Below are 18,547 nucleotides of genomic sequence, written 5' to 3'. Positions count from 1 at the left end.
GGGAGCGGGCTTGCCCGCGAAGGCCTCCCCTTGATTGCAAAGGACTCCCCCCATGACCCAACGCAAAATCAAACTCGGCGCCCTGACCATGGGCTGCGGCGGCCCCGGCCGGCACAACCTGTGGCTGGACCCCGAACTGCCGGCGGACGCCAGCGTCAACATCGACTGGTACATCGACATCGCCCGCCAGGCCGAGGCTGCGCTGTTCGACCTGATGTTCATCGTCGACAGCCAGTTCATCACCCCTGGCTCCCCCTCGCACTACCTCAACCGCCTGGAGCCGCTGACCCTGCTGTCGGCCCTGGCCGTGAGCACCCGCCATATCGGCCTGGTCGGCACCCTCACCACCTCCTACAACGCCCCGTACAACGTCGCCCGCCGGCTCGCTTCGCTGGACCTGATCAGCAAGGGCCGCGCCGGCTGGAACGTGGTCACCAGTGGTGATGCCGGCACCGCCGGCAACTACGGGCTGGACGAACACTACGACTACGACACCCGCTACGCCCGGGCTCAGGAGCATGTGCAAGTGGTACAGGGGCTATGGCACTCCTACGAGGACGACGCCTTCCCCCGTGACCGCGCTAGCGGCCGCTTTCTCGACCCCGCCAAGCTGCATGGGCTGAACCACAAGGGCGAGCACTTTTCGGTGGTGGGGCCGCTGAACATCCAGCGCTCGCCCCAGGGCCAGCCTGTGATCTTCCAGGCCGGCGACTCCGAGCAGGGTCGCGACCTGGGTGCGGCCACCGCCGATGTGGTGTTCACGCATGCCGCCAGCATCGAGCAGGGCCAGGCGTTCTACCGTGACGTCAAGGGCCGCGCGGCACGCCTGGGGCGTGATCCGGAGCAGTTGCTTGTGCTGCCGGGCGCGGAGATCTACGTGGGGGATACTGACGAGCACGCCCGTGAGATCGAACGGCACTATCACCAGGCCGATCACAGCTTCGAGCTGGCGCTCAAGGAGTTCGGGCGCAATTTCGGCTGGCACGACTTCAGCCAGTACGAGCTTGACGCCCCATTCCCGCAAGAGAGCCTGGAGTATGCCCGCAGCAGCTTCTTCACCAATGCCAAGCGCATCGCCGACCAGGCGCGGGACAAAGGCTTTAGCCTGCGCCAGGCGGTGGAATTCGGTCGCCAGTTGCGTCCCGGCGCGTTCGTAGGTTCCGCGCAGACGGTAGCGGCGAAGATGGCCGAATGGTTCGAGGCGCGGGCTTTGGATGGGTTCAACATTTATATAGGGCATCCGGGGCAGTTCCGTCGCTTTACCGAGGAGGTGGTGCCGCTGTTGCAGGAGCGTGGGGTGTATCGCACGGCGTATGAAGGCAGCACCTTGCGCGAGAGCCTGGGGCTGTCGATTCCGCGTTTTAGCCGGTAGATCGCCGGGGCTGCAACGCAGCCCCCCTTTTCAGAAGTTGTATGTCACCCGCCCAAAGTAATACCCCCCGGTAAACCCATACGGCGAGTACACCCCATACCCCTTGACCATGGTCTTGCTGCTCGGTGCCTGGCGCTCGGGGTACACATCGAACAGGTTACGTGCGCCCACCGCCAGCTCCAGGTCCTTGGTCAGCTGGTAGCCCACGTCCAGGTCGGTGATCCAGCGCGCTTTGTACTCGCGGTCCAGCGAGCGATCATTGGCGGCGTTGACCTCGCGCCACGAGCCATAGCGCGTCAGCCCCAGGTTGACCCGGTAGCGGTCCAGCCGCCAGTTGCCGCCCAGGATCAGCTTGGTGTGCGGCTGCACCTTGGTGAGCAGGTTGCGGGCCTGGCGGTCCATCAGCGTGTAGGGGGCGCCGAGAATGTTCACGCTTTGCTTGTAATCGAGGATCTCGGTGTCGTTCCAGTTGAACGCTGCGGTCCACTTCACGGTGCCGGCGCTGCCTAGATCCTGGTCGTAGCTGCCCACCAGGTCCAGGCCCTTGGTGCGGGTGTCGGCGCCGTTGGTGAAGTACTGCCCGCCGGAGGTCGAGTCGATGCCGTTGTCCAGCAATGCCTGAGTGACTTCCGGGCCGAGCAGGGTGCCGGTGAGGGTGATGCGGTCGCGCACGTTGACCAGGTAGGCATCGGCGGTGAAGGCCAGGCGGTCGCTGGGTTGCCAGGTCAGGCCGAGGCTGTAGTTGGTGGATTTTTCAGGTTTGAGCGCTTCGGCTCCTAACGCCTTGGCCGCCGCCGAGTCCACCGGCAGTACGCCGTAGTTGATCGACTGATACACGCCATTGACCACACCATAGGTGGTGGAGCGCGCGCTGAACAGGCTGTTGGCCAGTGATGGTGCACGGAAGCCGTTGCTCACCGTAGCCCGCAGTGCCAGTTCCGGGGTGAACTCGTAGCGGGTGGTGAGCTTGCCGCTGCGGGTGGCGCCGATGCCACGGTCGTAGTGCTCGTAGCGCACCGCTGCGCCCCAGTACCACTGCGGCAACGGGTTGAAGCCCACATCCAGGAAGCCGGCGTAGCTGTTGCGGCTCGCGCTGGTAGCCTCGGCCGGTGAGATGCCGTTGGTCACCTGGGCGCCGGAGGCGGCGCAGTTGCCTGGGGTGGGGCAGTAACCGCCGTCGGCCCAACTGGCCCAGTCGCCGGCTTGCACCTGATACGTGTCGCGGCGCTGTTCAAGGCCCCACGAGAAGTCCAGCGGCTTGCTCAGCCCCACCTCGAAGCTGCGGTGCAGGTCGAGGTTGCTGGTCAGTTGCGAGCTGACCCAGGTGCCGGACTCGAAGTGGTTGGGCGTCGCCTCGCCCAGCGAAGGGTTTTGGTTATTCCAGGTGCCTTGGGCGGCTTCGTTGCGCCCGTAGGTGCTCGACAGGTCCCAGTCCCATTCGCCGGCCAGGCCCTTGGCACCGAACGCTGCCTGGTAGTCGTGCTCTTCGATGTACCAGGTGGGCGTGTAGCCGGACGGGCGCCCATTGGGCCCGGTGGTGATGGTGTTGGCGATGGTCGGCAGACGGAAATTCTGGCCCTGCTCGGCCTTGCGGTACGACCAGGTGCTGAACGAATACAGGGTCAGGTCGTCTTGCAGGGGCAGTTCGGCGTTGTAGCCCAGGGTCAGCAGGTTGATCTTCGGCGTGCCGTAGCCGCCGTAGGTGACCTTGCCGGCGCGGTCCAGCGCTTCGGCCTGGCTGTAGCCGTTGGCACTGGCCTTGTTGTCGTCGTTCTGGCTGCGCGCATCCATCGCCAGCTGCAGGATGCCGTCACGGCCGATCTCGAAACCCTTGTTCAGGCTTTGCTGCACGGTCTGCTTCTTGCCGTCGTAGCCCTGGCCGGCAGTCGTCACAGCGGTACCGCTGGTATCGGCCTTGAGGATCACGTTGATCACCCCGGCGATGGCGTCCGAGCCATACTGCGCGGCGGCGCCGTCGCGCAGCACCTCCACATGGTCGATGGCGCTGATGGGGATCAGGTCCAGGTCGCTGGGCGCAGCACCGGCGTTGATGCCGCTGATGTTCAGGGTGGCGCTGGTGTGGCGGCGCTTGCCGTTGACCAGCACCAGCACCTGGGCGGCATTGAGCCCGCGCAGGTTTGGCGCGCGGGCCATGCCGCTGGCGTCCCAGCCGGTCTTTTCCGGCAGGGTGAGCGAGGGCACGCTGGCGCTCAGGGCTTCCATCAGGCCGGGCTTGCCGGTCTCCTGCAATTGCTTGGCGCTGATCACGTCGATCGGCACGGGGCTTGTGGTGACGGTGCGCTTCTCGGCGCCACGGTTGCCGGTGACGATCACCGTGCCCAGGGCCTGGGCACTGGGTTCATCGGCCAGTGTCGGGGTAGTTTGCAGCCCCGCGGCGAGGGCCATGGGGAGTAACGAGGCAGAGGTAAAGACTTGCTTCATGCACGCAGTTCCTTGTTGGGCGGGGTGGCGCGCTCAGGGCGCCTTGGCCGCGATCGCGTCGATTTCCACCAGCGCGCCCGGCAACGGCAGGGCCACCACCTGCAAGGCGGTGCGGGTCGGGGTGCGGGGTTGATCGGCGGTGGCGAAGAACTCGGTGTAGGCCGCTTGCAGTCCGGCGAAATCGAGGTTGCCGCCATTGGCCGGATCGCCCACCAGGAACACCCGCAACTGGACGATGTCGCCCAGGTCCAGGCCTTGGCTCTGCAAGGCTGCGCGCAGTTTCTTCAGCACCGACCGGGCCTGTGTTTCGGTATTACCCAAGGCCGCGACGCTGCCCTTGGGCGCCTTGGGGTCTGCTACATCCGGCAGGGTGCCGCTGATGAAGGTCAGCTGACTGCCGGCCGGCACCGTGACCAGTTGCGAGATGGGGAAGTTCGAGCCAGGTGGCGCGACGCGCTTGATGCCGTCGGCGTGGGCGTTGAGGGTCAGGGACATGAGCACTCCGGCAAGTAGAAGAAGACGAGGCATGGGTAGAATTCCTGCAGGGTCAGGCGGCAGCGCCGCGGGTGGTCTGGCTGGCGTGTCGGGCGATCAGGCTGACCACGCGGCGGGCGGATTCGGCGGCGCTGTTCTGCCAGATGCCCACCCCGCCATGGGCCAGGGCGTCACTGGCCAGCCAGGTGCGGCCCTGGGGCTGGTTGAGCCGGTCGTAGCCGGGCTGGGCGACTTCGTCGTGGACGATCCACGGCGCCTCGCTGAAGGGGATCTTCGACCAGTTCACCACCACCGGCCGGCCGAGTTTCTGGCTGTGACCGGGGTGCAGCGATTCCACCGCCTGGCGCGACGAGGCAATCTGCGCGGCCAATGGCTTGGCGGCGAACTGCTGGGCCACGCCACCGGTGTTGTAGGTGGCCACCAGCACGCCTTGGGCGCTGTTGAGACGATCACTGGGGTACCACAGGGTGCGCGCCTCGTGGTTGATGTAGCTGAGGCCGCCGTAGATCTGAAAATCCGTTTCCCAGAACCGCGGCGACTGCCAGGCGACCTTGTTGGCCTTGTCGCCTTCGGCGCTGGCGATGGCTTGCTTGAACGGCGCGTCGAAGTTGTTCGGCAACTTGGCCAGCAGCGGCAAGGGCAGGGTGACGATGGCGTAGTCGGCCTGTTCGACGTGCTGCTGGCCGCTCTTGCGATCACGCCACACTACCTTGGCGCCGGTGTCGCCGGTTTCGACCCCGAGCACCTCGGCGCCCAGGCGTACGCTGTCCTGGACCTGGCGGTAGAAGGCCTTGGGGATCTGGTCCATGCCGCCCACTGGCTGGAACATGGTCGAGGAAAACTCGGGGATCTCGTCGAACACCAGCGGCAGTAGCAGGTTGCTGTCCAGCAACTGATCGAGCGGCACGGGTTGGCGCTGGATCGGCGTCTGGTCGCCGGCGCCGGCGAAGCGAGTGTAGCCGGCGCGCACCGAGCCGCGGTACTGCTGTTGGCTGTCGAGGTCACCGTAGACCTTGAGGAAGTCCAGCAGCGCCTTGCGCTGGCCACTGCTGAGTTCGGCATCCAGGCTGTTGCGGCTGACGCTGCGCGCCAGCAGTTCGCTGAAATGCCCACGGGTGTCGTTGACCGCCTGGCGCAGCAGCAGCGGTGGACGGGCAAGGTCGGGTTGGGCCAGGGCGTTGCGGCTGCTGTTGACCAGCACCTGCAACTCTACGCCCAGTTCGCGGCAGTAACCCAGGATGGTCAGGTGATGGCTGGGCAGGCGCGCGGCGCCGGCGTTGAAGAACTGGCCCTGGTCGAACTCCACGCGCTGCGTGGTGCCGTCGTTGTGTTCGATACGGTCGCCCTGGCGCAGGGTCCAGACCCGGCCGCCGACCCGCTCGCGGGCCTCCAGCACGGTCACATTGAAGCCTGCCTTGCGCAGCTCGTAGGCCGACACCAGTCCGGAAATACCGGCGCCGACAATCAGCACGCGCTTGCCGTTGCCACCGTTGGCGGCCAGTTGCAGGGGTTCGAAGGTGGCGGCCAGGGCGTTCTGCCCCAGCGCGCCCAGTGCCGCCGAATAGCCGCCGATGGCGGCGAGGCGGGCGATCAGATCTCTACGGGACAATCCCATGTCGCGGTCTCCGAGAAGTTGGGTTCGGATGTGCGCAACAGGGCAGGCGGACGCAGGCGAGGCCCGACGACGGTTGGCACGAATCCATTTGCCTCCGCCAGGTCGGGGTCGGTTTACAGAACTTAATGATCTTTGCGTGGGTTGGGAAAGGCTTTTTTGTTCTAAGTTAATTATGTAATTTCATGATTATGTTTGTTTTACTAAATGCGTGATTTGTATTTTGTGATGTATTGTTCATTCATTTGGCGGCAACATGAAAAGGCCCCTTCGCGGGGCAAACCCGCTCCCACGATGCACAACGGTCGTGCTTTCGTGGAAGCGGGTTTGCCCCGCGAAGGGGCCGTTGCCGTTATGAAGATCTAAGCCGTACGCGCGCTACGCTCACCTTCCCGCAGCGCAACCAGCGCCTTGATCCGCGGAATCAACGCCTGCCCATACTCCACCGCATCGCGCAACTGATCGAACCCCCGGAACAAGAAGGTACTCACCCCCAGCTCGTAATACGCGTGCGCAGCCTCGGCCACCTGGTCCGGCGTGCCCACCAGCGAGGTGGAGTTGCCCGCACCGCCGCCGAGCGCGGCGATCTCGGTCCACAGCCGGGTGTCGTGCACCTTGCCGGCCAGCTGCACCAGCCGTTCGGAACCCACGTTGCTCTTGCCGAAGTTCTTCTCGCGGCGGTTGCCCTGGCGGATGCCGATACGCTGCTTGGCGTCGGCCAGAATGCGCTCGGCGCGGGCCCAGGCTTCGTCCTCGGTGGCGCCGAGGATCGGGCGCAGCGACAGGCTGAAGCGGATGTGCTTCTCGCGCCCGTAGCGGGCGGCGGCCTTGCGGACCTTGGCAATCCGCTCGCGCACCTGCTCCAGCGGCTCGCCCCACATCATGTACACGTCGGCGTGCTTGGCGGCGACCTCCACGGCGGCGTCGGAGGCGCCGGAGAAGTAGATCGGCAGCTTGCCCACCGGTTTGACCAGGGTCAGGTTGTCTTCCACCCGGTAATGTTCACCCTGGTGGTCGAAGGGCTCGGTGCGGGTCCAGGTGTTGCGCAGCACCTCCAGGTACTCGTCGGTGCGTGCGTAGCGGGCGTCCTTGTCGAGAAAGTCGCCATCGCGCTGCAGGTCGCCGCTGTCGCCGCCGGTGATGACGTTGATCGAGGCGCGGCCACGGCTGAGCTGGTCGAGGGTGGCGAACTGGCGGGCGGCGAAGGTCGGTGCCTGGAAGCCTGGGCGGTGGGCCACCAGCAGGCCGATGCGCTCGGTCAGCGCGGCCACGTAGCTGGCCAGGATCATCGAGTCCGGCGCGCTGGTGTTGACTGCCAGCAGCGCCTTGTCGAAACCGCCGTATTCCTGGGCCTGGGAGAACGCCTTGATGAATTCCAGGTCTACCAGCGGGCCGCGCGGGGCCTGGGATTCGCTGCCTTCCTGGGGGCCGATGAGGCCGACGAATTCGAGAGTCATGGAGCAAAATTCCTTTTCTGGGGGTATGGGCGGGCTGGGGCCGCAAAGCAGCCCTGGCGGTCTCAAGCCACTGCGCTTTGTTCGCGGCGCAAGGTATTGCGGTTGGCCGGCACATCCAGCCCGAAGTTGGCGCGCAGGGTGTCGCCTGCGTACTCGCCGCGTACCAGCCCGCGCGCCTGCAACAGCGGTACCACCAGCTCGGTGAAGTACTGCAGGCCATCGGGCAGCAGCTGGTTGATGATGAAACCGTCGGCGGCGCCGTGCTCGAACCAGTCCTGCAGGGCGTTGGCCACTTGCTCGGGGGTACCGACGAAGTCGCGGCGCGGGCGCGAGAAGCGCAGGGCCAGTTCGCGCAGGGTCAGTTGCTCGTCCCGGGCCAACTGCTTGAGCTGGTCGGCGGTGCCTTTGTGGCTGTTGTCGCCCAGGGTGCCCAGGTCGGGGAAGGGCGCGTCCAGCGCGTGCTGGCTGAAGTCGTAGTCGTTGAACGGGCGGCCCAGGGCGACGATGGCATCCTCGATGCTCACCAGCTCCACGGCCTGCTGGTAGCGGTGTTGCACTTCCTCCTCGTCACGCCCGACGATGGGGCGGATGCCCGGCAGGATAAACAGCTGCTCAGGGTCGCGGCCATGCTTGGCAGCGCGCTGCTTGAGGTCCTGGTAGTAGGCGCGGGCGTCACTGAACGACCCGGGGCTGACGAAGATCGCATCGGCGTTCTGGGCGGCGAAGTTACGTCCGTCCTCGGACACTCCGGCCTGGAAGATCAGCGGCTGGCCCTGGGGCGAGCGCTGGATGTTCAGCGGGCCTTTGACCTTGAAGAACTCGCCCTGGTGGCCGAGGGTGTGCAGTTTGTCCGGGGCGAAAAACTCGCCGGTGTGTTTGTTGCGGGTGAAGGCATCGTCCTCCCACGAATCCCACAGGCCCTTGACCACCTCGACGTGCTCGCGGGCGATGCGGTAGCGCACGGCATGCGGCGGGTGCTCGGCCTTACCGAAGTTGTCGGCAGTGCCTGATAACCACGAGGTGACAACGTTCCAGCCGGCGCGTCCGCCGCTGATCAGGTCCAGCGAGGCGAACTGGCGTGCGACCTGGAACGGCTCGGTGTAGCTGACCGTGACCGTGGCCACCAGACCGATGTGCGAGGTGACTGCGGCCAGGGCCGAAAGAATGGTCAACGGCTCGAAGCGGTTGAGGTAGTGGGGGCTGGAGCGGGCGTGGATGTGCAGGCTGTCGGCGATGAAGGCGAAGTCGAATTTGGCGGCCTCGGCCAGCTGCGCCTGCTGCTTGTAGAAGCCGAAGTTGACACTGGCATCGGCCAGCGCCTCGGGGTGTCGCCATTCGCCCCAGCCGTGGCCGACACCGTGGATCATCGCGCCGAGTTTGATTTGTCGCTTGCTCATGGGGAGTCCTTCTGCAATCAGGTGATGGAGGCCTCCGCCGGGTGTGGGGTCGGACTGGTAAAGGGGACGTTAGCGTGGAGGGGAGGGGGTTGTGAAAGGCTTTGTGGTTCTAAGCTAATTATGCATAAGTATTATTTGAGTAATTAAACAATATGCATTGTTTTTTTGTTTCCGCCTGATCCTGTCGCAGGCTTCGCCAGCTCCCATAGTGTCCGGTGTGAACCTTGTGGGAGCGTGCGACAGGGCCGTCAGGGCAAATCAGGGGATCCGCCTTTACACCGCCACCGGCAACACACTGCGCGAATGCCCCGGGATCGCCGCAATCAACTCCCGGGTATAGGCACTGGCCGGCCGGCTGAACACCTCCAGCGCCGGCCCTTGCTCCACCACCTGCCCGCGCCGCAGTACCAGCACCTGATCGGCCATGCTGGCCACCACCGCCAGATCATGGGACACCAGCACATAGGCGATCCCCAGCTCGCGCTGCAACTCATCGAGCAGCGCGAGGATCTGCGCCTGCACCGACACATCCAGCGCGCTCACCGGCTCGTCCAGCAGCAACACGTGCGGCTCCAGCGCCAGGGCCCGGGCGATCGCCACCCGTTGGCGTTGGCCACCGGACAACTCCCGCGGCAGGCGGTCGAGAAAGTGCACTGGCAACTGCACCCGGGCGATCAATTCACGCGCCTTGCGCTCCAAGGCCTGGCCCTTGAGCACACCAAACGCCACCAGCGGCTCGACGATGCTGTCGAACACCGTGAAGCGCGGATCGAGCGCGGCGAAGGGGTTTTGCTGCACCAGCTGGATACGCCGGCGCAGTGGCCTGAACTGGCGCCAGCTGTAGTGGGTAACGTCCTGGCCTGCAAACTCAACACGGCCCTGGCTGGGCGTCTCCAGCCCCAGGGCGATGCGCAGCGCGGTGCTCTTGCCCGAGCCCGATTCACCGACGATGGCCAGGGTTTGGCCTGCTTTGACCTCCAGGCTCAGGTCGTGCAGGGCAGTGAAGTTGGCGTCCTTGCCCGGCAGCGCAAAGCGCTTGCCGACGTTGCTCAGACGCAGCAGCGGCGTTTCTCCCAGGGCCGTGTTCGGCCGCTGGCGCGGCACGAAGGCGGGCGCAGCGGCGAGCAGGTCGCGGGTGTAGGGCTGTGGCGTGCCCCACAGCACCTGACGCGGCGAGGCGTGCTCCACCAACTCGCCGTGCTTCATCACCAGCAGGCGGTCGGCGCGGTCGCAGGCCATCCCCAGGTCGTGGGTGATGATCAGCAGCGAGATGCCGCGCTCGGCCACCAGCCGTTGCAGGTGGTCGAGAATGCGCCGTTGCACGGTCACATCCAGCGCGCTGGTGGGCTCGTCTGCGATGATCAGGCGCGGATCGCCGGCCAGGGCGATGGCGATCAGCACCCGCTGGCGCATGCCGCCGGACAGCTCGTGGGGGTATTGGCGGGCGCGCAGGGCCGGGTCGTCCAGGCCCACTTGGGTCAGCAGCTCCAGCACATCGGTGTCCAGCCCCGGATAACGCCGGCCGCGGGCCAGCAGCAGGGCTTCGGCGATCTGCCGGCCAATGCGCAGGGTGGGGTTGAGGCTGACCATCGGGTCCTGCGGTACCAGGCCGACGGTACGCCCGCGCAACTGGCGGCGGGCCGGCTCGCTGGCCGTGGCCACATCGACCCCGGCGACCAGCAACTGGCCCTGGTCGATCCGTGCGTTGCCCGGCAGCAGGCCCAGCAGGGCGTTGGCCAGGGTCGACTTGCCCGAGCCTGACTCGCCGACGATGGCCAGGGTTTCGCCCTGGTTCAGGCTGAACGACAGTTGGCGTACGGCTTCGGTACGCTGCCCGGCGAAGTGGTAGCTGACACTGAGGTCGCGGACCTCGATCAACGCAGGCTGGCTCATCGGGCATGCTCCTCGACGCTGCGCGCCAGGTGGTTGAGGCTGAACACCACGGCCACCACGAATAATCCCGGCAACAGGGACACCCACGGGGCGGTGATGAGGAAGTGGCGGCCATTGGCGATCAGTGTGCCCCATTCGGCCGCCGGTGGCGCAGCGCCAAAGCCGAGAAAGCTCAGGCCCGCGGTGGCGAGGATGGCCGCGCCGAAGTCCAGGGTGGCGAGCACCGCCACTGGCCCCCAGGCATTGGGCAGCACATGGCGCAGGAGCGTGCGCGCCCAGCTGGCGCCGCCCAAACGCGCGGCCTCGACATAGGGCAGGGTCTTGATGCGCAGCACCTCGGCGCGGGTGGTGCGGGCAAAGCCGGGGATGATGCCGACGCCCACGGCAATCGCTACCGGCACCGTGCCAAAGCCGATGGCGGTGACGATCGCCAGGGCCAGCAACAGACCGGGCAGGGCCAGCAGCACGTCGATCAGGCGCATCAACGCGGCGTCCACGCGCCCGCCGGCAAAGCCGGCCAGCACGCCCAGGCCCAGGCCGCCGGCCAGGGCGATGGCCACCGCCAGCAGCGCGGCCTGCACGCTCAAGCGCGCGCCGTAGACCACCCGGGTGTACAGGTCGCGGCCCAGCTCGTCGGTGCCGAACCAGTGCACAAGGTTCGGCGCGCTGAGTTTGTCGGCGGGGGAGGTGGCGTAGGGGTCGAAGCTGGTCAGCAGTTGTGGAGCCAGCGCGCTCAGCAGAGCGAACAGCACTACCAGCAAGGCCAGGCTGAAACCGGGGCGGCGCAGCAGCGGGGCCACGGCCTCGTGCAGGCGTTGCCAGCGCGTGCGGCGTTGCCATTGCTGTGCAGCCGTTGAGGGGACTGGATGATAGAGGCGAGTATCGGAAGTCATATCAGCTCACCTTGGCGGTATGGGTGATGCGTGGGTCGAGGTACGGGTACAGCAGATCGACAATCAGGTTCACCACCACGAAGGCCGCCGCCGACACCGCGACGATGGCCAGCACCACCGGAATGTCCTGGCGTAGCACGGCTTCCTGGGCCAGGCGGCCGACGCCGTTGCGCGAGAAGATGGTCTCCACCAGCACCGCACCGGACACCGTGTTGCCCACCTGCAGGCCAACCAGCGTGAGCAGAGGCAGCGCCGCGTTGCGCAAACCATGCCGGGCCTGCACCTGCGCCCGGCTCAGGCCCTTGGCGAAGGCGGTGGCGATGTACGGCTCCTGCCACACGCCTTGGAAGCCTCGTTGCAGCACCTGGGCGTACACCGCAGCGCTGGGAATGGCCAGTGTCACGGCTGGCAGCACCAGGCTGGCAAAGCCCTGGCTGCCGGTGGCCGGGAACCAGCCCAGACCAAAGGCGAACACCTGGATCAGCAGCAGCCCCATCCAGAACACCGGCACCGAAAAGCCCAGCGACGGCAGGCGGGTCAGCGCGGTCTTGAGCGGGCGCCATTGCAGGTAGGCGGTCAGGTAGGCAAGGCCCACGCCACCCAGCAACGACAGCACGATCGCCAGGCCGGCCAGCGACAGGGTCTGCGGCAGGCGCTCGGCCAGCAGCGCGGTGACCGGCCGGCCCAGCGAAAGTGACTGGCCCAGGTCGCCGTGCACGGCGCGCCAGAGCAGGTCGAAATACTGCTCGAACAGACCCTTGTCCAACCCGTAGTAGGCGCGGGCCTTGGCCAGGTCTTGGGGCGACAGGCCGTCGGCTTCCATGCCGGAGGCGCTGAGCATGATTGCCAGGGTGTCGCCCGGCAGCAGGTAGAGGATGAAATAGCTGATGGTGTAGGCACCCCACAGCACCAGCAGCGCCTGGCCGACGCGGCCGATCAGGTAGCGCTTCATGGCTGGCCGACCTGGATGTCACTGAGGAAGGCGAAGCCTTCGGCGGTCCAGCGGAAGTCCTTGACCCGTGGCGCGGTGGCCGCCTGCCAGACCCGTTCGTACAGCGGGAAGGCTGCCGCCTCGTCCACCAGCAGGTCCTGCAACTGGCCGTAGGCGGCGGCACGCTGCGGGTCGGCGGTGGCGGTGATGCCGCTTTCGAACAGCGCCTGGACCTTGGGCAGGGTGTGCGGCTCGTAGCTGTTGGTGGCCAGCGTTGCGCTGTTGGCGGCGCGCGGGTCGAGGATGGTCTGCAGGATGATCGGGTCGGCGCGGGTCATGTAGGTGGACGTCAGGTCGTAGTTGCCGGAAGTGTTGCCGGCCACCCACTCGGCGCGGGTCAGCACATTGAGCTTGAGGTCGATGCCTACTTTGCGCAGTTGGTCCTGCACCAGCACATCGCCTGCGCTTTCGGCGGGGGTGAGGTTGTAGCGCAGGGTCAGGCGCTGGCCGTTCTTCTGCCGGTAGCCGTCCTCGCCCTTGTGCCAGCCGGCGGCTTCGAGCAGTTGCTCGGCGCCCTTGGGGTCGTAGGCCAGCTTGTCGGCCTGGGCCTTGAAGTACGGCGTGGTCACGTCGTACACCCCGCTGACCACCGGGAACTCGGCGTTGTACACGGTGTGCGCGTAGCTGGTGCGGTCGATGGCTTTCTGCAGGGCAAGACGCACCTGGCGGTCGCCCAGCAGGCGGTTGTTGCGGGTATTGGGGTAGAGGTTGAGCGCAGGCCCCGGCAGCGACCGGCTCTGGATGGTCGCGCCCTTGGACTGGAACAGCTTGAGGTCGACCTCCGAGAACGGGTTGCGCGGCCACAGGATGTCGGCTTTGCCTTGCAGGAACAGGCCGTTGCGCACGCTTTCTTCGGGGATGTAGCTGACCTCGACGGTGTCCAGGTGGGCAGCGCCCTGGTTGCGCACGTTGGCCGAAGCCCAGGCGTAGTCCGCGCGTTTGACCAGCTTGGCGCCGACTTCCGGCGTGTAGTGTTCGAGCACGAACGGGCCGGTGCCGATGATCTTGCCCAGCGAGCGCTCCTGGGCGGTCAGCTTGTACGAGGCCGGGGCGAGGATCGCCAGGTTGGTGGTCGAGGTGGCTTGCAGGAAGCCTGCATTGGGCTTGGACAGCACCAGGCGCACGGTGAAGTCGTCAATCACTTCGGCGTGATCGTAACCGGCCAGGTAGGTGGCGCCGAAGGTGGCGGGGAGTTGCGTGGCGAAGGCCTTGTTGCTGTCGAAGGCTGTCTTCACGGCGTGTGCGTCGAAGCGCTCGCCGTTGCTGAACGTGACGTCCTGGCGCAGGTGGAAGGTGTAGCTCAGTGCATCGCTGCCGATCTCCCAGCTTTTGGCCAGCCACGGGATGATGCGTCCGGTGTCCGGGTCCTGGTCGGTGAGCGACTCGGCGACGTTGCGCAGCAGCACGCGGTGTTCCAGCCAGTAGACCTGGAACGGGTCGACGCTGACCAGGGTGGTGTTGTCGCCCCAGAAGGCGATGTTGAGGGTCTTGCTGGCGGCGGTGTTGTCGGCGGGGGAGCAGCCGGACAAGATCAGGGCCAGGGAACTGATGGCGAAAAGGCGGTGCAGTGAGGGCATGGGGTGATCCTTGATCAAGATGGAGTTCGCCAGTACCGGCCCTTTCGCGGGCTTGCCCGCGAAAGGGCCGGTACTGGCAGCAGATGCCTTCAGTCAGTCCTGATAGTCCCGCCCCTCCCGATCCAGCTGGCGAATCAGCGCATCCCAATGCCGCTGGATCCCCTCACCCTGGCCGTCGGAAAACCGCTTGGACTGCTCATGCACCTTGGCAATCGCCGCCGGCGCCGCATGCAGCAGCTGATCACTGCCCCCAGCCTGGGCCGCCACCTGGATATTGCACGCCCGCTCCAGCCCGTGCAGCTCGCGGAAGGCATGCTCCACGCTGACACCGCCCGTGAGCAGCCCGTGGTTGCGCAGAATCAGGATGTTGCTCGCGCCCAGGTTGGCCACCAACCGCTCTTGCTCGTCCAGGTCCAGCGCCACGCCTTCGTAGTCGTGGTACACCACGCGGCTGTAGTAGGCCAGGGCGTGCTGGGAGATCGGCAGCAGGCCATCGCGCTGGGCCGACACCGCCGCGCCGTCGCGGGTGTGGGTGTGCAGTACCGCCTTGAGGTCGGGGCGGGCACGGTGGATGGCGCTGTGGATCACGTAGCCGGCCTGGTTGATGCCCAGCCCCAGCGGGTCGTCGATGATCGTGCCGTCGACATCCACCTTGACCAGGTTGGAGGCGGTGATTTCATCGAACAGCAAGCCGAAGGCGTTGATCAGAAAATGCTCCTCCGGCCCCGGTACGCGGGCCGAGAAGTGCGTGTAGATATGGTCAGTCCAGCGAAACAGCGCGGCCAGGCGGTAGGCGGCGGCCAGCTTGACGCGTACTTCCCATTCCTCGGCGCTGACCCGTTGGCGAACGCTCTGGGCGGTATTGCTGGTGACGGCAGACAGTGAAGTCATGGTGTGTTCTCCGGTGGTCAGTAGCCGCGCGCGGTATCGACCAGGTTGGCCAGGGGCGCCTGCTCGCGGTAGCGGTGGAAGTTGGCGATGAAGGCGTCGAGGAAGGCCGGGTAACCGTCCTCGGAAATAGCCGAGGTGTGGGGTGACAGGAACACCCGTGGGTGGTGGTACAGCGCATGGCCCGCCGGCAGCGGCTCGGGCTCGGTGACATCGAGACTGGCGCGGGCGATCAGGCCGCTGTCCAGCGCGTCGAGCAGCGCCTCCTGATCGAGCAAGCCGCCCCGGGCGATGTTGATCAGGTGCAACCCGGGGCGGGCATGGGCCAGCACCTGGCGGTCGATCAGCCCGCGGGTGGCGGGGGTCAGCGGGGCGGCCAGCACCAGGTGGTCGCTGCCAGCGAACAGCTCACGCAGATCGGCGGCACGCTCCACGCCGGGAATCTCGGCGATGGGTTGGCCGGGGCGGCTCAGGGCCAGCACTCGCAGGCCGAGGGCCTGCGCCTTGCGCGCCAGGCTCTGGCCGATGCTGCCAAAGCCGAGAATGCCCAGGGTGCGGCCACGTACCGGGGCCAGTGGGGTCAGGCGCCAGTCGGCGTCCTTGACCCACAGCTCCGGCAGTTGCTTGGCGGCGGCGAACACCAGGGCCAGGGCGAACTCGGCCACGTGCTCGGCGTTGGCGCCCTTGCCGCTGGTGACCGGCGGGCCCTGGAACACCCAGTCGGGGTAGAAGTCGATGCCTGAGGACACCAGTTGTACCCACTTCAGGTTCCACGGCCAGCCCGGCGGCGGGGTGTCGACCCGCTGTCCGCGGATGTTCACCGGGCGCAGGATGAAAACATCGGCGGGCACATCGACGTGTAACTGGCCGAAGGGGATATCGATTACCTCATGGTCCACCAGTCGCTCGCGCAAGACTTGGTTGGCCTGGGTGTCCAACTGGCTGGCGATGATCGAACGGCTCATGCTGCGACCTCCGTCAGCGCGTTGCGGCCGACCTGGCCGAACACCACATCGTCCTGGGGCGTGTGAATGCGGCTGCACAGCACGTCGCGGTAATGCCGCTCCAGTGGGTTGCGCCGCGACAGCCCTGGGTTGCCGGCGGCCTCGATGGCCAGCTCGACGGCCTCGATGGCGTTGGCGCTGACCAGGTGCTTGATCTGCCCGGCATGACTTGGGGCGATGTGCCCGGCAGCGGCCGAATCGAGCAGGTTCTGATTGGCGAACAGCAGGGTGTCGATGCGCCCGAGCACGTCCTGGAAGCGCGGTAGGCTGGCCAGTGGCGCGCCGAGGTTGGACGGCGTGCGCTCGTTGAGAAAGCGCGCCAGCCAGTCCCGCGCGGCGCGGGCCACGCCGTCGTACACCGCCGGCAGCAGCACGGCCATCCACAGCAGCCCCTCGCCATCAAGTTCGGCGCGCGGTGCGCTGGCGGGACTGACACTGACGGCGTGGTCGAGGGGGATCAGGACGTCGTCGAAACGCACTTCGTGGCTGCACGTGGCGCGCATGCCCAGGTGGTCCCAGTCGTCGATGATGCGGATGCCGGGGGTATCGCGGTGGACCAGAAAACCACCGACCAGCGGGTCGCTGTCATCGCTGCGGCCCCACACCAGGTACCAGCTCAGGCCATGGCTGCCGGTGGAGTAGATCTTGCGCCCGCTCAGGCGCCAGCCTTCGGCGGTGCGCCTTGCCACGGTGGCCGGCAGCCCGCCACGGGCCGGGGTACCCAGCTCGGGCTCGACACGCAGGGCATTGATCAGGGCTCCGTGGCGCACGGCGTCGTCGGCCACGCGCTGGCGCAGGTGGGCGGGCCAGCGGGTGTCGTCCTGCAGGCGAAAGTGTTGCAGGTACTGCATCACCAGGATCAGCGCGGTGGCCGGGTCACCCTTGCCGACCGCGCCGATCACCCGGCGCGCGGTGGCCAGGTCCGCGCCGCCGCCGCCGAGGGCGCGGGGCACGGTGAGGCCCAGCAGGCCGTGGCGCTGGAGCAGGTCGAAGTTGTCTTTGGGAAACTGCGCGCTGCGATCGTAGCGCTCGGCGTTGGCCGCTAGGGCCTCGGTGAGTTCGGCCAGGGCGCTGTCGGAAGGGTGACTCATGGGGGTTCATCCCTGAATGACGGTGTGTGACTAAGACCGTATTCGTATGAATGAGCTCTGTAAAAGTCTTTTTTGTTCTATGCTAATTATCAGTTTATGGAATTTATATTTTTACTAATTATGCGTAATTTGCATTTAGAGGGGCGTGGCGGGCTTCCCCGCGATGGCGATGTCAGCGTTGTACCGCTATCGCGGGGCAAGGCGTCACGCTTTCACCCTAACAACCGATGTCCCGCCACCTCACCAAACAGCTCCACCGGCTCCTGCAAGTTCCCCAGATAGCGCGGATGGAACAGCCACAGATCCACCTGCGGCTTGAAGTCGCTCACATTCAGGACCTCCAGGGTATCGCGGTGCCGGCTGGCCATCAGCAAGGGCTCGGGCACCAACCCCAGGCCTTGTCCGTTGGCCACCAGCCCCAGTTGCAGCTCGGTGCCGAAGGTCTCCAGGTTGATCGACAGGCTCAGTCCCTGTTCGCTCAGCGCTCGCTGCAAGCCTGCGCGGAAACCGCAGCCATCGGGGTTGAGCACCCAGCCACGGGTGTAGCAGTCGCGCAACTTGTAGTTGCGTTTGCCGGCGCTGCCCTTGGCAGCCACCACCTTGAGCGGCATGCGCGCGATAGACTGGCTGGCGATGCCCTCGGGGAAGATCTTGCCCGGCGGGAACAGCGCGGCGGCGGCGTCCAGCTCGCCGTTTTCCATGCGCGCGATCAGGCTGCTGCCCCAGCCGCTGCTGACCTGGGTGCGCAGTTGCGGATAGGCCTCGCGGATCTGCGCCAGGGCGTCGAGCAGCACCACATCGCCCAGGGTTTGCGGCACGCCCAGGCGCAGGGTGCCGGAGGGGGCGCCGTCGTTGGCCACCAACTCGCGCAGTGAATCGATCTCGCGCAGGATCGCCTTGCACTGCTCGTACACCCGCAGGCCCATGGGGGTTGGCTTGAGCGGCTTGGTGTTGCGGTCGAGCAGGGTCGCGCCGAGGTCTTCCTCGAAGTTCTGCACCCGGCGGGTGATGGCCGGTTGGGTGAGTTGCAGGGCCTCGGCGGCGAGGTTGGTCGATTGGCAACGAATGACCGCCACGAAGGCGTCCATGTCATCGATTTTCATGTTCGGTGCTCACGCAAGAGAACGGAAAAAATAAGGTATTAGCATAATCCTGGTTCTATGTAATGCCATATATTCTTGCAGGAGAGCACCCAGCCCCGCTGGGCTGCGCTATCGCGCAGAGAACTGATTTCGCCAGCGCGCCGCGTACCCTTGGGGAGCGGTTTTAGCCGCGAAGCAGACAACGCGGTGTATGGCACCGGCTACGCCGGTGTTCGCGGCTAAAGCCGCTTCTACAGGTTTTCTGTAAATTTGCATATTAGGTTATTCCTAAAATCACTTTTTGTAATTAAGCACTTCTCGCTACAGTCGCAGCTCCCGGGCCGCAAGACGCC

Annotated in this window: 14 protein-coding genes; 1 reads left to right on the top strand and 13 read right to left on the bottom strand. The window is 66.2% G+C overall.

Annotated elements, in window-relative coordinates; translation table 11 throughout:
• Window positions 1-52 precede the first annotated feature (52 nt).
• Window positions 53-1,372: an LLM class flavin-dependent oxidoreductase gene (locus D8767_RS16550; RefSeq protein ID WP_016714268.1), complete on the top strand. Its 1,320-nt coding sequence runs from the start codon at window positions 53-55 to the stop codon at window positions 1,370-1,372.
• A gap of 30 nt (window positions 1,373-1,402) precedes the next feature.
• Here the strand turns inward: D8767_RS16550 and D8767_RS16545 are convergent, their stop codons facing one another.
• From D8767_RS16545 to D8767_RS16485, 13 genes are all read right to left on the bottom strand, one after another.
• Window positions 1,403-3,814 (bottom strand): TonB-dependent siderophore receptor, encoded by a 2,412-nt coding sequence (locus tag D8767_RS16545; RefSeq protein WP_016714267.1) that lies wholly within the window; start codon window positions 3,812-3,814, stop codon window positions 1,403-1,405.
• Between the two features lie 33 nt (window positions 3,815-3,847).
• On the bottom strand, window positions 3,848-4,342 hold the full coding sequence (locus D8767_RS16540) for a RidA family protein (protein ID WP_026020330.1): 495 nt from the start codon (window positions 4,340-4,342) through the stop codon (window positions 3,848-3,850).
• A gap of 19 nt (window positions 4,343-4,361) precedes the next feature.
• On the bottom strand, window positions 4,362-5,924 hold the full coding sequence (locus D8767_RS16535) for an NAD(P)/FAD-dependent oxidoreductase (protein ID WP_016714265.1): 1,563 nt from the start codon (window positions 5,922-5,924) through the stop codon (window positions 4,362-4,364).
• A 359-nt stretch (window positions 5,925-6,283) separates the two neighbouring features.
• Window positions 6,284-7,378 (bottom strand): LLM class flavin-dependent oxidoreductase, encoded by a 1,095-nt coding sequence (locus D8767_RS16530; RefSeq protein WP_016714264.1) that lies wholly within the window; start codon window positions 7,376-7,378, stop codon window positions 6,284-6,286.
• Between the two features lie 62 nt (window positions 7,379-7,440).
• Window positions 7,441-8,775, bottom strand: coding sequence for an LLM class flavin-dependent oxidoreductase (locus tag D8767_RS16525; protein ID WP_122048342.1), 1,335 nt, complete (start codon window positions 8,773-8,775; stop codon window positions 7,441-7,443).
• A gap of 273 nt (window positions 8,776-9,048) precedes the next feature.
• The gene (locus D8767_RS16520) at window positions 9,049-10,668 is read right to left on the bottom strand and encodes an ABC transporter ATP-binding protein (protein ID WP_016714262.1); all 1,620 of its coding nucleotides are present in this window, start codon (window positions 10,666-10,668) and stop codon (window positions 9,049-9,051) included.
• On the bottom strand, window positions 10,665-11,561 hold the full coding sequence (locus D8767_RS16515) for an ABC transporter permease (RefSeq protein ID WP_016714261.1): 897 nt from the start codon (window positions 11,559-11,561) through the stop codon (window positions 10,665-10,667). Before D8767_RS16515 ends, D8767_RS16520 begins: the two co-directional genes overlap by 4 nt.
• Window position 11,562: 1 nt before the next feature.
• On the bottom strand, window positions 11,563-12,513 hold the full coding sequence (locus D8767_RS16510) for an ABC transporter permease (RefSeq protein WP_016714260.1): 951 nt from the start codon (window positions 12,511-12,513) through the stop codon (window positions 11,563-11,565).
• Window positions 12,510-14,129, bottom strand: a complete 1,620-nt coding sequence (locus tag D8767_RS16505; protein ID WP_063977575.1) for an ABC transporter substrate-binding protein — start codon at window positions 14,127-14,129, stop codon at window positions 12,510-12,512. Before D8767_RS16505 ends, D8767_RS16510 begins: the two co-directional genes overlap by 4 nt.
• 93 nt (window positions 14,130-14,222) lie before the next feature.
• Window positions 14,223-15,020, bottom strand: coding sequence for a class II aldolase/adducin family protein (locus D8767_RS16500; protein WP_016714258.1), 798 nt, complete (start codon window positions 15,018-15,020; stop codon window positions 14,223-14,225).
• A 17-nt stretch (window positions 15,021-15,037) separates the two neighbouring features.
• Window positions 15,038-15,982, bottom strand: a complete 945-nt coding sequence (locus D8767_RS16495; protein ID WP_016714257.1) for a D-isomer specific 2-hydroxyacid dehydrogenase family protein — start codon at window positions 15,980-15,982, stop codon at window positions 15,038-15,040.
• The gene (locus tag D8767_RS16490) at window positions 15,979-17,112 is read right to left on the bottom strand and encodes an acyl-CoA dehydrogenase family protein (RefSeq protein ID WP_016714256.1); all 1,134 of its coding nucleotides are present in this window, start codon (window positions 17,110-17,112) and stop codon (window positions 15,979-15,981) included. Before D8767_RS16490 ends, D8767_RS16495 begins: the two co-directional genes overlap by 4 nt.
• Window positions 17,113-17,324: 212 nt before the next feature.
• Window positions 17,325-18,215 carry a LysR family transcriptional regulator gene (locus D8767_RS16485; protein WP_016714255.1) on the bottom strand — a complete coding sequence of 297 codons (891 nt, stop codon included), beginning with the start codon at window positions 18,213-18,215 and terminating at the stop codon, window positions 17,325-17,327.
• Window positions 18,216-18,547: the final 332 nt, after the last annotated feature.

Source organism: Pseudomonas sp. LTGT-11-2Z, from assembly GCF_003691445.1.
Taxonomy (GTDB): Bacteria; Pseudomonadota; Gammaproteobacteria; order Pseudomonadales; family Pseudomonadaceae; genus Aquipseudomonas; species Aquipseudomonas monteilii.
This window is presented reverse-complemented; position numbering and strand designations above follow the sequence as displayed.